Below are 13,126 nucleotides of genomic sequence, written 5' to 3'. Positions count from 1 at the left end.
AGTTGATGTTATGTGGAGCTGGCCTGTGTGGGAGCGGGCTTGCTCGCGAAAGCATCACCTCGGTGTAACTGATTTACCGAGGTGTCTGCATCGCAGGCAAGCCAGCTCCCACACTTAGAAGAACCGGGTAATGCTGACCTTCGCATCGCGGCCCTTGGTATAGGCGCGATCACCGCTCAAAGCCGGGCGGAAGTTGTTGTTGAACAGGTTGTCCACGGTGAAGTTCACCTCGGTGCCTTTGAGGTAGGCCTGTTGCGGCTTCCATTTGGCGAACAGGCCTTGGGTGTTGTAGGCCTTGTTGCCGTACTGGTCGTAGAACAGGTCGCCCAGACTGCTGCCCGGGCCGCCGGAGTATTTGTCACTCGGCAAGCGATCGGTGGCGCCAATGAACTGGCCCATCCAGCCCACCTGGGCATCCCAGGCCGGAATATTGGTACCCAGCACCAGCACCCATTTGGTCGGTGGAATATCACGTGCCGGCACGTCCGGGCCCCATGGGTTGGTGTAGGCGCCTTCGTGTTCGCCCTTGGCGTAGGCGAACGACACCGAGCCGAACAGGTAGGTGGAGTTGTAGAAGGATTCGAGCTCAAAACCCTTGATGGTCAGGCCGCCGATATTGCGGTAGTTGGACATCGCCCCCGGCGGGCACGCGTTGGCAATGGTGCCACCGTTGACGGCCTGGTTCTGGCAGCCGACGCCGGTGGCCTTGAAGATTTCGTCTTCGACTTTGTTGTGGAACAGGGTGGCGCGTACCTGCAGGTTATCGTCCTGGGCGATCAGGTTGTCGAAGCTGGTAACGCCACCCAGGGTGATCGAGGTGATGCGCTCCGGGTCGAGGTCGACGCTGGTGGCGGTGCGGCTGCCCAGGCCTTGTACTTCATATTGCTCGTCGATCACCGGCGCACGCCAGGTCTTGCTCCAGTTGGCGAACAGCCCCAGGTTCGGCGTGACGTTCCAGAACAGCGCCAGGCGCGGCGACCAGCCGGTGTAGGTGCGGTCGCTGTAGTCGTGGCCGAAGGACGGATCCGGGTTGTTGTAGTACGGCGCATCGTTACCTTCGCCACGGTTGCGCACATGGTCATAGCGCAGCGACGGGGTGATGGTCACGTCGCCCACGGTGACCGCGTCCTGGACAAAGAAACTGTTGGTGTCGACCTTGCCGTGGGGCATGAAGCCCGGCTGGAAGCGGCCGTAGTTGTAGCGCGCAGTGTTGTAGGTGGTGCCTGGCATCCACATCTCGGTTTCGCGGATGTGCTTGCGGATCTGCCCGCCGACGGTCAGCGCATGCTGCAAGGGGCCGGTGTCAAACAGGCTGACGTTGCGGACGTCGAGGTTCTTGTCGGTGTAGGCGGTGTCCATCTTGCGCCCGCCGGTGGCCAATTGGAAAAACGCAGTGGCGTCGCGCTCGTCGGTCTGGTCGGTGTTGGACTGGGAATATTTGACGGTCAGGTCGATCAGCGGGTTATTCACCGGCGTGTATTCGTACTTGCCCGACCAGGTGGTGTCGGTGGTGTCACGCTGGGCTAAAAAACGCTTCAGCGCGTTTTCGTAACCGTAGCGGTCGATGTTGGCCTGGGTCGGCGGCGTCGGGTAGCTGGCGGCGGAGAACGGTGTCCAGCGGTTGCTATGGGAGCGTGAGTAAGACAGGCCAACGCTGTGCTCCTCGGTGAAGTGGGCGTTGACCTTGAACAGTTTACCGTCCACATCCTGGGCGCTGTTGGGCAGGCGCTGCGGGTTGACCGGGTATTGGTTGTTGTCGTTGGGCAGTTTGCCGGCCACCTTCATGTCGCCGCCATCGCGCTGGGTCAGGTAGGCCAGCGCGTCGAAACGGCCGTCGTCGGTGCGGCCATATACTGCACTGCTGTAGATCTGTTCGTGGTCATTGCTGGAGTAGCCGTATTTGAGCATTGCGCCGCTGTTGCGACCGTCTTGCAGCAGGTCCGGGGCATCCTTGGTGGTCATGTTGACCGTGCCGCCAAAGCCGCCGTTGCCGGTGAACGGCGAGTTGGGGCCTTTCTCGACTTCGATGCTCTTGATCAGCTCGGGCTCGATAAACACCGTGCCTTGCTGGTAGCGCTCAAAGCCGGTCTTGGTGGCGCCGTCGACAGTCATTGGCACGTCTTCGGCATCGCCGAAACCACGAATATTGATGGTCTGGCCACCAGGTTTCAGTGAGCCGCCCTGGCTCACGCCGGGCAAGGTCTGCAACAGACTGGGGATGTTGTTGGACTGGTAGCGGTCAATGTCGGCCTGGGTCATGGTCGAGCGGTTGACGGTGCTGGAGTCGACTTCGTTACCGGTGCCGATCACGCTGAGGGCATCGAGCTGGATGGCGCCGCTGTGGTTGGTCTTGCCCTCGTCGGGGCGCACCACGTAGGTGGTGCCGACTTTGATCAGGGTGAACTCGCCGTTTTTCAGCAAAGTGCGAATCGCCACTTCCGGGCTGAATTCACCGCTGAGCGCCGGCGCCTGCACGTGCTTGAGCAGTGTCTCATCGAACAACAGCTGGATTTTCGCCTGCTGCGCGACAAAGCTCAGGGACGTGGCCAGCGATTGGGCGGGCAGTTGCAGCGTAAGCGACTCGGCCTGGGCGCTGAGGCTCAAGGCCATGCAACTGGCAATCAGGGTCGGTCGAAGCAACAGGTGCGAAGCGTGGCAAGGCGCGCGAAACATGAAATCCCCCGGGGCGGCTAAATAGCCAAAAAGGTGTGCGTATCCAACACAGTCGGGAGGAAGACGGGGCAGCTGCAAAAAACCACACATGCGAATGCAAAATATTCTCAAGTGTGTTTTTTGCAGGCCTTACTTGAGCGGCTCGATTCGGACGATGCCATCGGCCGAGGCCACGGTTTTAACCGGCAGCAGCGCGGGCAGGGCGCTGAGCAGGGCATCCGGGTCGTTCACATCCAGATTGCCCGAGATCTTCAGTTGCGCCACGGCTTTGTTGACCTGCAAGGGCGCTTGAGGCCGATAGAGGCTCAGTTCATCGATCAGGCTGGCCAACTCGCGATTGCGAAACGACAGGTGCCCGCTGCGCCAATCGGCCACTTCTTCGGTGGTGAGTGTCTGCTGCTGCACGGTGCCCTTGGCGTAGCTGTACGTGGCGCGTTGCTGGGCGCCAAGCAGCGCCACCGGGCTCTTGGCGTCCGGCTCGAAGGCGACCTGGCCGTGGGCAACGCTGACCACCAGTTGTTGCTGGCTGCGCCGTATGTCAAACCCGGTGCCGACCACCCGCACATTCGCCTCGCCGGCTTGCACGTAGAGCGGGCGCTCTTTGTCGGTGGCAACTTCGATAAAGACCTGGCCCTTGTCCAGGTGCAGGATGCGCTGATGCGCGTTGAAATCCGCGCGCAGGTGGGTGTTGGCGTTCACATACAGCGTGCTGCCGTCAGGCAGGGCGAGGGTGCGCATGCCTTTGGCGTGCCCGGCAATCTGGCTGTGATAGAGCTCGCGGGGCGCACCGATATTCGTCGCCAGCACGGCGCACACCAGTGCGGCGGCCACGGCCAGGGCTGGGCGCAATAGGGAGGGTTTGCGCTGGGGCAGCGGTACGGGTTTGTTCAGTTGCTGCAACTGGGCGAGGTCGTCCCACAGTTGTTCGAATTCGGCATAGGCGCGGGCATGAGCGGGCGTTGCCTGCCAGGCAGCAAAGGCTTTGCGCTCGGCACGCGCGGCGCCATTGCGGTTGCGGGCAAACCAGCTGGCGGCTTGGGCATCGATGGAGTCGCTTTCCTCGATATCCAGGGCGTCGATGTCGCTCAGGCGGTTCATTCTGGCTGCTCCGTGCCGGGTTCTGGTTGAAGGCGTCGCTTGCAATGCAGCAGGGCAAAAGCGATGTGCTTTTCTACCATGCTGGTCGAAATGCCCATGCGCTCGGCGATCTGCGCCTGGCTCAAGCCTTCGAAGCGGTGCAGCATAAGGGCTTCTCGCCTGCGGGGCGAGAGTTCGGCGAGGACTTCTTTCAACTGTTCCAGGCGTTGCAGGCGCTGCGCGGCGGCCATGGGGTCGTTTTGCGCGTCGGTAAGCGGCTCCGTGTCAGCGTCGGCCGGGTCGGAATGGGCGCTCTGGCGTACCTTCTGTTTGCGCCAGTGATCGCGCAACAGGTTGCGCGCCATCTGGAACAGAAACGCCCGTGGCTGCTCAACCTTGGCGCGGTCGCGGTAGTCGAGCCATTGGGTAAAGACATCCTGGGTCATGTCCGCCGCGTCGCTGGCGTTGTCCGTGCGTTTGCGCAGGAAATGCAGGATGTCTGCATAAAACCCGCGAAAGGCATCGGCCGACAACGGGTCGGGCTTGGGACGAGACATGGATATCCTTCTTGACGAAGCACGATGTAGAAAAGTCGTGAATGATATCGAGAACTATTGTCATTTGTCTCTATGTAACGGGTTCATGGGATCAAAAATGTGGGAGCCAGCTCCCACAGGGGACCGCGGTTTTAGCGCAGTAATGCTTTCAGCTGTTCGATGCCTGCCTCACTCAGCGGGAACACCGGCAAGCGCGGATCGCCCACCTCCAGCCCGGTCAGCCGCAACCCGGCCTTGATCGTCGCGGGCAAACCGCCTTTGAGGATGAACTCCAGCAACGGCAACTGGCGATAGAACAGTTCCCGCGCGAGGGTCAGGTCATTGGCGAGCACCGCGTTGTACAAATCCAGATTCAACTGCGGGATCAGGTTCGGCGCTGCCGTGCACCAACCCTTGGCGCCTGCGGCGAAGGCTTCCAGCGCCAGCGGGTTGCAGCCGTTGTAGAACGGCACGTCGCTGTGGCGATGCAACTGGTGCATGCGCTGAACATCGCCGGTGCTTTCCTTGACCATGGTCACGTTCGCCACCTGTTTGACGATGCGCAGGATCAAGTCCACCGACATGTCCGTGCCACTGGTAGCCGGGTTGTTGTAGAGCATGATCGGCACGCCGATGCTGTCGCCAATCGCGGCGTAGTGGGCGAGGATTTCGGCTTCGCTGAGTTTCCAGTACGAGGCCGGCAGCACCATCACCACATCGGCGCCATTGGCTTCGGCATACCGCGCGCGACGCACGGCCTTGGCGGTGGTCAAGTCAGACACGCTGACAACAGTGGGTACGCGCCTGGCGATTTTTGCAAGGCTGTAGGCGCTGACCTCATCCCACTCCGCATCGCTTAAATACGCGCCTTCACCGGTGCTGCCCAAAGGTGCGATGGCGTGTACGCCGCTGTCGATAAGGCGGTCGATGGAGCGGCCGAGGGCGTCGAGGTCAATGCGCTGGCCGTCGGCGCTGAACGGGGTGATGGTGTAGCCGATGATGCCGTGAATAGTAGGGTTGGGCATGGGAAGTCTCCGCTTGAAAAAGGGCAATCAGTTCAGGCAATCGGCGTGTTTGCGCAGGTTCTGCCGGGCGTAGTAGTTGAACGCGGCGCCATGGCGCTTGGGCTTGGAGATCCAGTCATGGGCCTCGCGACCCAGCTCGGGCAGGATTGGCTTGATGGTGCCCGCCGACATTGCCAGCAACTGCAACTTGGCCGCCCGTTCGATCAACTGCGCGATGACGCAGGCTTCCTCGATGCTCGCGCCGGTGGACAATTGGCCGTGGTGCGAGAGCAGAATTGCGCGCTTGTCGCCCAGGGCCGTGGTGATGATCTCGCCTTCTTCATTGCCCACCGGCACGCCCGGCCAGGCTTCCAGGAAGGCGCAATCTTCGTACAGCGGGCACAGGTCCATATGCGACACCTGCAGCGGCACTTCGAGCATCGACAGCGCGGCAATATGCGTGGGGTGCGTATGGATGATGCAGTTCACGTCCGGCCGCCCACGGTACACCCAGGTGTGAAAACGGTTGGCCGGGTTGGGGATGCCATGCCCCTCGAGTACTTCAAGATCCTCGTTGACCAGCAACAGATTGCTGGCGGTGATTTCATCGAAACCCAGACCCAGTTGCTGAGTGTAATAGGTGCCAGGCGTTGGCCCACGTGCGGTGATCTGCCCGGCTAGGCCGGAGTCGTGGCCGTGTTCGAACAGGATGCGGCAAGTGAGCGCCAGCTTTTGCCGGTCGGTCCACGTATTATCCGCCAGGCTGTTTTGCATCTGGATCAGTGCTTGCTTGACCAGTTGGTCTTTTGGAAGTGCTAATGTCTTGGCCATATCGGTGTCCTTTGGGTTAGAGCAAATGACACTAAAGATGCTATATGACACATTGTGTCATTAGCAAGCATGATTCTGCCTTTTCTGCAGGGATTAACCGCAGCACATGTCTATCCGTTTGAAATTATTGAGAAAAAAACTTGGCGTAACCCTGGAGTCCCTGGCCGAAAAGTCCGGAATGACCAAGAGTTATCTGTCCAAGGTCGAGCGTGGGCTCAACACGCCGTCGATCGCCGCCGCGCTGAAACTGGCCAAGGCATTGAACGTGAAGGTCGAAGAACTGTTCAGCGAAGACAACGTCAGCCTCGACAGCTACAGCCTGGTGCGCAGCCACGAACGCCCCGACACCGCGCCGGGTTATGCGGTGCTGGCCCATCAGGTCAGCGAGCGCAGCCTGCTGCCGTTCATCATCTACCCGCCGGCGGAGTTCACTGACAAGACCTTCAAGGAGCATCTGGGCGAGGAGTTTTTGTTTGTGCATGAAGGCCAGGTGGAAGTGGACTTTATGAATGAGCGGGTGATTCTGGAGCGGGGCGATGCGCTGCATTTCAATGCACAGAAACCTCACCGGATTCGCTCGGTGGGACAGGTGCAGGCGCAGTTGCTGGTGGTGGTGCACAGCAGCGACGAGTGACTGTGTTCCCAGGTTGGAACACCGTCAATGTGGGAGCGGGCTTGCTCGCGAATGCGGTATATCAGTCAACTTATGTGGAGCTGACACACCGTATTCGCGAGCAAGCCAGCTCCCACAGTTGATCTTCTTTGTTCAGTGGATCAGCGTTCGACGGGCACCGAGAGTGCGGCATTACCCAACGTATGCGTACGCGCCGCAAAGAACTTCAGCTCCACGCCGCTGCCGTCAAACAACTGCGAATACCGACGCTTCTGCTGGCGGATAAACCCGTCACTGCGCCCCGACACCGAAATCGCCAGCGTCGTCAGTTTGGCTTGGCGAAGCGCATCCACCAGGTGCTGATCCTGCGGCCCCAGGTCATGACCGAAGATGCACAGCGCGCCCTCATGACTCAGCAACTGCTCGTAGCAGAACGACAGGTAGTCCGAGCTGCGAATGGTCTTGAGCTTCTCCTCCACCTTGCCTTCGCTGACAAACAGCGGCACATCGTCCAGGGTCTTGATCGTATTGTTGATGGCAAAACTGCTGAGCAAGGTGCTGTCGGTGGTCGGCAATTTGCGCGCGGTGCCGTCGAGGTTGCGCACCAGGTGCAGGCCGCCGTGCAGGTAGAGGATACGTGTGGCATCGGTGCGCGTGTTACGCAGGTCGAAGCTGGCGTCGGCGCTGCGGAACAGGTCGTCGATGCCCGGCGTGTGCAGGATTGCCCAGTAGTTGAGCAGGTCGTAATTGCTGGTGAATACCGTTGCGTAGTGCTTCAACTCAGTGTTGATCGTCGCCAGCGTCGACGGCTGCACCAGGCGCCACGGAATGTGCACGGCGTGGATGGTGTTGATCAGCGCTTCCTTGATCGCGTAGTAGCGGTTGCGCGGCGCCGCCGAGCTGACCGCCAGCGCCTTGTTGACTCGGCTGGTGGTCTTCAACGCGCCCAACGCTTGCTCGAAACTGCGGGTTTGCAGCGCATCGAACACGCTGAGTTCGGATGGGCTCAGGGGTTTTTCTTCGACGGTGCGGGCGTTTTCGAACAGCGAGTCGTAGGCAAAGTCTTCCCAAATCGCACGGCTGGCGCCATTACCGATCAGAATCCCATTGAAGTCGATGGCGCTGCGCAGTGCGCTCCAGTCTTCAAGGTGGGCGTCAATATCCTGGAAATCCTTCATTGCGGCGGGTCTACTCGAAATCGGCTGGGTGGTGACTTTATCACGAGCGTGCGTTGATCCTGATCAAGATGCGCCACGCGTTACCGGTTGATTCTGTCGGCATACCGCCTCCGAGGATTGACCATGAGCAGCACCTTTTTTATTCCCGCCGTCAACATCATGGGCACCGACTGCCTCGACGAAGCCATGATTGCCATCCGCAACTACGGTTTTCGCAAGGCGCTGATCGTCACCGACGCCGGGCTGGCCAAGGCCGGCGTGGCCAGTATGATCGCCGAGAAGCTGGCGATGCAGGACATCGACTCGGTGATCTACGACGGCGCCAAGCCCAACCCCAATGTGGAAAACGTCGAGAAAGGCCTGGCGATGCTGGAGGCCACGGCCTGTGATTTTGTCGTGTCCCTGGGCGGCGGGTCGCCCCATGACTGCGCCAAGGGCATCGCGTTGTGCGCCACCAACGGCGGGCATATCGGCGACTATGAAGGTGTCGACCAGTCGAGCAAGCCGCAATTGCCACTGGTGGCGATCAACACCACCGCCGGCACGGCCAGCGAGATGACCCGTTTCTGCATCATCACTGATGAAACCCGCCACGTGAAAATGGCCATCGTCGACCGCAATGTCACGCCGCTGCTGTCGGTCAACGACCCGACGCTGATGGTCGGCATGCCCAAAGGGCTGACAGCGGCCACCGGCATGGACGCGCTGACCCATGCGATCGAAGCCTATGTGTCCACGGCCGCCACGCCCATCACCGACGCCTGCGCGATCAAGGCCATGGAGCTGATCAGCGCCAACCTGCGCCTGGCGGTGCGCGATGGCAGCGACAAGGCCGCGCGGGAAAACATGGCCTACGCGCAGTTCCTGGCCGGGATGGCGTTCAACAATGCCTCCCTGGGTTTTGTGCATGCCATGGCCCACCAGCTCGGCGGCCTCTACGACCTGCCGCACGGGGTGTGCAACGCGGTGTTGCTGCCCCATGTGCAAAGCTTCAACGCCAGCGTGTGCGCCAAACGCTTGAGCGACGTGGCGCGCGCCTTGGGCGCCGATATCAAGGGCATTACCCCGGAAGAGGGCGCCCAGGCTGCCATCGCCGCGATTCGCGCCTTGGCCCATGACGTTGAGATCCCGGCCGGTTTGCGCGAGCTGGGCGCCAAGTTGCAGGATATTCCGCTGCTGGCCACCAATGCCTTGAAGGATGCCTGTGGGCTGACCAACCCACGGCGCGCGGATCAGCGACAAATTGAGGAGATCTTTCGCAGCGCGTTCTAAAGGGGGCGGTCGCAAGCGGCAAGCGTTAAGCTACAAGCGGAACGGTATTCAACTTGAGCATGAAGCTTGCGGCTTGCCGCTGAGGTCCCCTGATGAGAGTTTTATTATTCGGCGCCACCGGCATGGTCGGCCAAGGCGTGCTGCGTGAGTGCCTGCTGGCCGCTGACGTACAGGAAGTGGTTGCTGTGGGCCGCACGCCGCTGACCCAGGAACACGGCAAGCTGCACCAGGTATTGCACAGCGATATGCTCGACTTCCAGCCGCTGGAAAACCTGCTGCAAGGCTTTGATGCGTGCTTCTTCTGCCTCGGCGTATCGTCGGCGGGCATGAATGAAACCAAGTACACCCACCTCACCTACGACCTTACCCTGGTCGCGGCCAGCACCTTGGCGCGGCTCAATCCGCAGATGACCTTTATCTATGTGTCCGGCGCCGGCACCGACAGTTCCGAAGCGGGCAAGTCGATGTGGGCGCGGGTCAAGGGCAAGACTGAAAACGCTTTGCTGCGCCTGCCGTTCAAGGCGGTATACCTGTTTCGGCCTGGGGTGATTCAGCCGTTGCATGGCGTGCGTTCAAAGACGCCGCTGTATCAATCTTTCTATACGGTGCTCGGGCCGCTGCTGTCGTTTTTTCGCCGGATCAAACCGAGTTGGGTGGTGAGCACCGAGACCGTCGGCCAGGCGATGTTGGCGGCGGCGCGTCACGGCGCGCCGCACGCCGTGGTGGAGCAGGCCGAGATCAATCGCCTGGCCAGCGAGCCGCGCTGATGCTGCACAAGAGCCTGGTGCGTCGCCTTGATCTGATCACCCTGCAACTGTTTGTTGCGGTGTTTGAAGAAGGCACGCTGACCCGCGCTGCGGCCCGTGAAGCCATCGCCGTGTCGGCGGCCAGCAAGCGCCTGATGGAGCTGGAGCAGGTGCTGGGCGTGAGCCTGTTCGTGCGCCGCGCCAAGGGCATGGACCTGACCGCCGCCGGCGAAACCCTGCTGCACCATGCACGGCAGATGCTGTTCAATGTGGAAAAAATGGGCCTGGAGCTGGGCGAACACAGCCACGGCGTGCGCGGTTATGTGCGCATGCTGGCGAATCTGTCGGCGATCATTCAGTTCCTCCCGGAAGACTTGCGCGATTTTTCTCAACGGCATCCCGAAGTGAAAACCGACCTGGAAGAGCGCCCCAGCAAAGGCGTGGTCCAGGGTGTGCTGGACGGGGTGGCGGACCTGGGCATTTGTTCCAGCGATACCGACACCAAAGGCTTGCCCAGTGTGTTGTATCGCCACGACAAACTGGTAGTGCTGATGCCGCCGGAGCATCCCTTGGCTGCACGCCAAACCCTGGCGTTCGAGGAAACCCTGGGCAGTGATTACGTGGGCCTGCACGCCGCCAGCTCGATCAATATGCGCACCCATGCCGCAGCGCGCGAGGCCGGCAAGATGCTGCGCCTGCGTATTCATGTGCCGGGGTTTGATGCGATGTGCCGGATGGTCCAGGCGAATATGGGCATCGGCATCCTGCCGCAAAAGGCCTATGAACTGTTCGGCCGCGCTTTGGGGTTGCATGCAGTGCCGCTGACGGACCCGTGGTCGGATCGCAGCTTGATTGTGGTGGTGCGTGATGAGGCGCAGTTGTCGCCGGTGAGTCGGTTGTTGTTTGATTACTTGAGTGTTCGTATTTCGCGAACGCTTCTTGCCAACTGACGGTTGGATTTATCGCCTCCTTGTCCTCTAGCCTTGGCTGCACATTCCAAGAATAAGAGGACCACCCCATGACGGCGCCGTTGAGCGGTATCAAGGTGATTGAAATCGGCACGCTGATTGCCGCGCCGTTCGCGGCGCGGATGCTGGCCGAGTTCGGCGCCGAGGTGATCAAGATCGAAGCCATGGGCCAGGGCGATCCGCTTCGTAAATGGCGAAAGCTGCACGAAGGCACGTCGCTGTGGTGGTACCTGCAATCGCGTAACAAAAAGTCCCTGGCCCTGGACCTCAAGTCCCCGGAAGGCCTGGGGCTGATCAAGCAATTGCTGGGCGACGCCGACGTGCTGATCGAAAACCTGCGCCCCGGCGGGCTGGAGAAACTCGGCCTGGGTTGGGACGTGTTGCATGTGCTGAACCCCAAGCTGACCCTGGTGCGCATCTCCGGCTACGGCCAGACCGGGCCTTACCGCGATCGCCCAGGGTTTGGTGCCATCGGTGAGGCCATGGGCGGCATTCGCTACACCACCGGCAACCCCGACTCGCCGCCAGCGCGGGTGGGTGTGAGCCTGGGGGATTCGCTCGCCTCGCTGCACGCGGTGATTGGCGCGCTGATGTCGTTGTTGCGGGTCAAGACCGGGCAGGGCGAGGGGCAGATTGTCGACGTGTCGCTGGCCGAAAGTGTGTTCAACCTGATGGAAAGCCTGGTGCCCGAATACGACATGCTCGGCCATGTGCGTGAACGCAGTGGCGGCGCCTTGCCGGGTATCGCACCGTCCAATACCTACCTGACCGCCGACGGCGCCTATGTGGTGATTGCGGGCAATAGCGACCCGATCTACAAGCGCCTGATGCACACCATCGGCCGTGCCGACCTGGCCGATGCACCGGAGTTTGCCCACAACGACGGCCGCGCCGCTAAAAGTGGGTTGCTCGACGCGGCCATTACCCACTGGACCAGCAGCCTGCCTATCGACCAAGTGCTCAGCGCGCTCGAAGCCGCCGAGGTGCCGGCCGGGCGCATCTATTCCGTGGCCGATATCGTCAGCGACCCGCACTACCAGGCGCGCGACATGCTGCTCAATGCCCAATTGCCCGGCGGCGTGTCGGTGAAGATGCCTGGCATTGTGCCCAAGCTTTCCGAAACCCCTGGCGGTGTGAACTGGCAAGGCCCGACCCTGGGCCAGCATACCGATGACATCCTCGGCAGCCTGGGCCTTACCGGCGCCGATATTCAACGCCTGAAAACCTCGGGAGTGGTGCAATGATCACTGATTATTCCGACGCGCTGATCGTGCAGGAAGTGTCGCCGCGCGATGGCTTGCAAATCGAGCCGACCTGGGTTGAAACCACCGACAAGATTGCGCTGATCAACGCGCTGGCCCTGGCCGGTTTTTCGCGGATCGAGGCGGGCTCGTTCGTGTCGCCCAAAGCCATTCCCGCGTTGCGTGATGGCGAGCAGGTGTTCCAGGGCATTGAGCGCCGGGCCGGTGTGATCTATGTGGCGCTTATTCCCAACCTAAAGGGCGCCCAGCGCGCCGTCGAGTCGCGCGCCGATGAGCTGAACCTGGTGATGTCGGCCAGCCAGACCCACAACCTGGCGAATATGCGCATGCGTTGTGAGGCGTCGTTGTCGGCCTTTGGCGATATCGTCAGCTTTGCCGCCGACCATCCGGTGCGCCTTAACGGCAGCATTGCCACCACTTTCGGCTGCCCGTTCGAAGGCAAGATCGATGAAGACCGCGTGCTGCACATTGTCGACGCTTACCGCGAGTTGGGCATTCAGGGCATCACGTTGGCCGACACCACTGGCATGGCCAATCCGCGTCAGGTCGAACGTTTGGTCAAGCGCGTACTGCAACAGGTGCCGGCCAGCGATTTGACCCTGCATTTTCACAACACCCGTGGCCTGGGTTTGTGCAATGTGCTGGCCGCTTACGAGGCTGGAGCCCGAAGGTTTGACGCGGCCTTGGGTGGCCTCGGCGGTTGCCCGTTTGCGCCGGGTGCGTCGGGCAATATCTGTACCGAAGATTTGGTCAACCTGTGCGAGGAGGTCGGCATTCACACCGGCATCGACTTGCCGCACCTGTTGCAAATGTCCCGTCGCTTGCCGGCCTTGCTAGGGCATGAACTCCCCGGCCAAGTGGCCAAGGCCGGGCGCAATTGCGACCTGCACTCGCCACCGGCTTACATCGCCACGCTGTAACGCGCTACCAGACAACAAAAACAATCGGGCGCCTGTGAGCAGCCCG

12 protein-coding genes are annotated in these 13,126 nt (G+C 61.2%); 6 read left to right on the top strand and 6 right to left on the bottom strand.

Annotated elements, in window-relative coordinates:
• Positions 1-114: 114 nt before the first annotated feature.
• The 5 genes from FFI16_RS19260 to FFI16_RS19240 all read right to left on the bottom strand — a co-directional run bounded on the left by FFI16_RS19260 (position 115) and on the right by FFI16_RS19240 (position 6,121).
• Positions 115-2,673: a TonB-dependent receptor gene (locus FFI16_RS19260; protein ID WP_138816358.1), complete on the bottom strand. Its 2,559-nt coding sequence runs from the start codon at positions 2,671-2,673 to the stop codon at positions 115-117.
• Between the two features lie 129 nt (positions 2,674-2,802).
• Positions 2,803-3,771 (bottom strand): FecR domain-containing protein, encoded by a 969-nt coding sequence (locus FFI16_RS19255; protein ID WP_138816357.1) that lies wholly within the window; start codon positions 3,769-3,771, stop codon positions 2,803-2,805.
• Positions 3,768-4,307, bottom strand: coding sequence for an RNA polymerase sigma factor (locus FFI16_RS19250; protein WP_138816356.1), 540 nt, complete (start codon positions 4,305-4,307; stop codon positions 3,768-3,770). The genes FFI16_RS19255 and FFI16_RS19250 overlap by 4 nt, the downstream gene beginning before the upstream one ends.
• Positions 4,308-4,438: 131 nt before the next feature.
• Positions 4,439-5,311 (bottom strand): dihydrodipicolinate synthase family protein, encoded by an 873-nt coding sequence (locus tag FFI16_RS19245; RefSeq protein ID WP_138816355.1) that lies wholly within the window; start codon positions 5,309-5,311, stop codon positions 4,439-4,441.
• A gap of 27 nt (positions 5,312-5,338) precedes the next feature.
• Positions 5,339-6,121, bottom strand: coding sequence for an aldolase (locus FFI16_RS19240; protein WP_056857421.1), 783 nt, complete (start codon positions 6,119-6,121; stop codon positions 5,339-5,341).
• A gap of 106 nt (positions 6,122-6,227) precedes the next feature.
• On the opposite strand from FFI16_RS19240, the gene FFI16_RS19235 reads away from it, so the two are divergent.
• Positions 6,228-6,755, top strand: a complete 528-nt coding sequence (locus FFI16_RS19235) for a helix-turn-helix domain-containing protein (RefSeq protein ID WP_058421756.1) — start codon at positions 6,228-6,230, stop codon at positions 6,753-6,755.
• A gap of 140 nt (positions 6,756-6,895) precedes the next feature.
• Here FFI16_RS19235 and FFI16_RS19230 read toward each other — a convergent pair whose 3' ends face one another.
• Positions 6,896-7,912, bottom strand: a complete 1,017-nt coding sequence (locus FFI16_RS19230; protein ID WP_138816354.1) for a DUF4917 family protein — start codon at positions 7,910-7,912, stop codon at positions 6,896-6,898.
• A 123-nt stretch (positions 7,913-8,035) separates the two neighbouring features.
• Between FFI16_RS19230 and yiaY the strand changes: the two genes are divergently transcribed.
• The 5 genes from yiaY to FFI16_RS19205 all read left to right on the top strand — a co-directional run bounded on the left by yiaY (position 8,036) and on the right by FFI16_RS19205 (position 13,080).
• The gene (gene yiaY / locus FFI16_RS19225) at positions 8,036-9,184 is read left to right on the top strand and encodes an L-threonine dehydrogenase (protein WP_138816353.1); all 1,149 of its coding nucleotides are present in this window, start codon (positions 8,036-8,038) and stop codon (positions 9,182-9,184) included.
• Positions 9,185-9,276: 92 nt separating this feature from the next.
• Positions 9,277-9,951 carry an NAD(P)H-binding protein gene (locus FFI16_RS19220; protein WP_138816352.1) on the top strand — a complete coding sequence of 225 codons (675 nt, stop codon included), beginning with the start codon at positions 9,277-9,279 and terminating at the stop codon, positions 9,949-9,951.
• Positions 9,951-10,880, top strand: a complete 930-nt coding sequence (locus FFI16_RS19215; RefSeq protein WP_138816351.1) for a LysR family transcriptional regulator — start codon at positions 9,951-9,953, stop codon at positions 10,878-10,880. Before FFI16_RS19220 ends, FFI16_RS19215 begins: the two co-directional genes overlap by 1 nt.
• A gap of 68 nt (positions 10,881-10,948) precedes the next feature.
• Positions 10,949-12,142, top strand: a complete 1,194-nt coding sequence (locus tag FFI16_RS19210; RefSeq protein ID WP_138816350.1) for a CaiB/BaiF CoA-transferase family protein — start codon at positions 10,949-10,951, stop codon at positions 12,140-12,142.
• Positions 12,139-13,080 (top strand): hydroxymethylglutaryl-CoA lyase, encoded by a 942-nt coding sequence (locus tag FFI16_RS19205; RefSeq protein WP_138816349.1) that lies wholly within the window; start codon positions 12,139-12,141, stop codon positions 13,078-13,080. The genes FFI16_RS19210 and FFI16_RS19205 overlap by 4 nt, the downstream gene beginning before the upstream one ends.
• Positions 13,081-13,126: the final 46 nt, after the last annotated feature.

It is taken from the genome of Pseudomonas sp. KBS0710 (assembly GCF_005938045.2).
In the GTDB taxonomy this organism is placed as follows: Bacteria; Pseudomonadota; Gammaproteobacteria; order Pseudomonadales; family Pseudomonadaceae; genus Aquipseudomonas.
The sequence above is the reverse complement of the archived record's forward strand: the minus strand, read 5'-3'. Positions and strand labels throughout refer to the sequence as shown.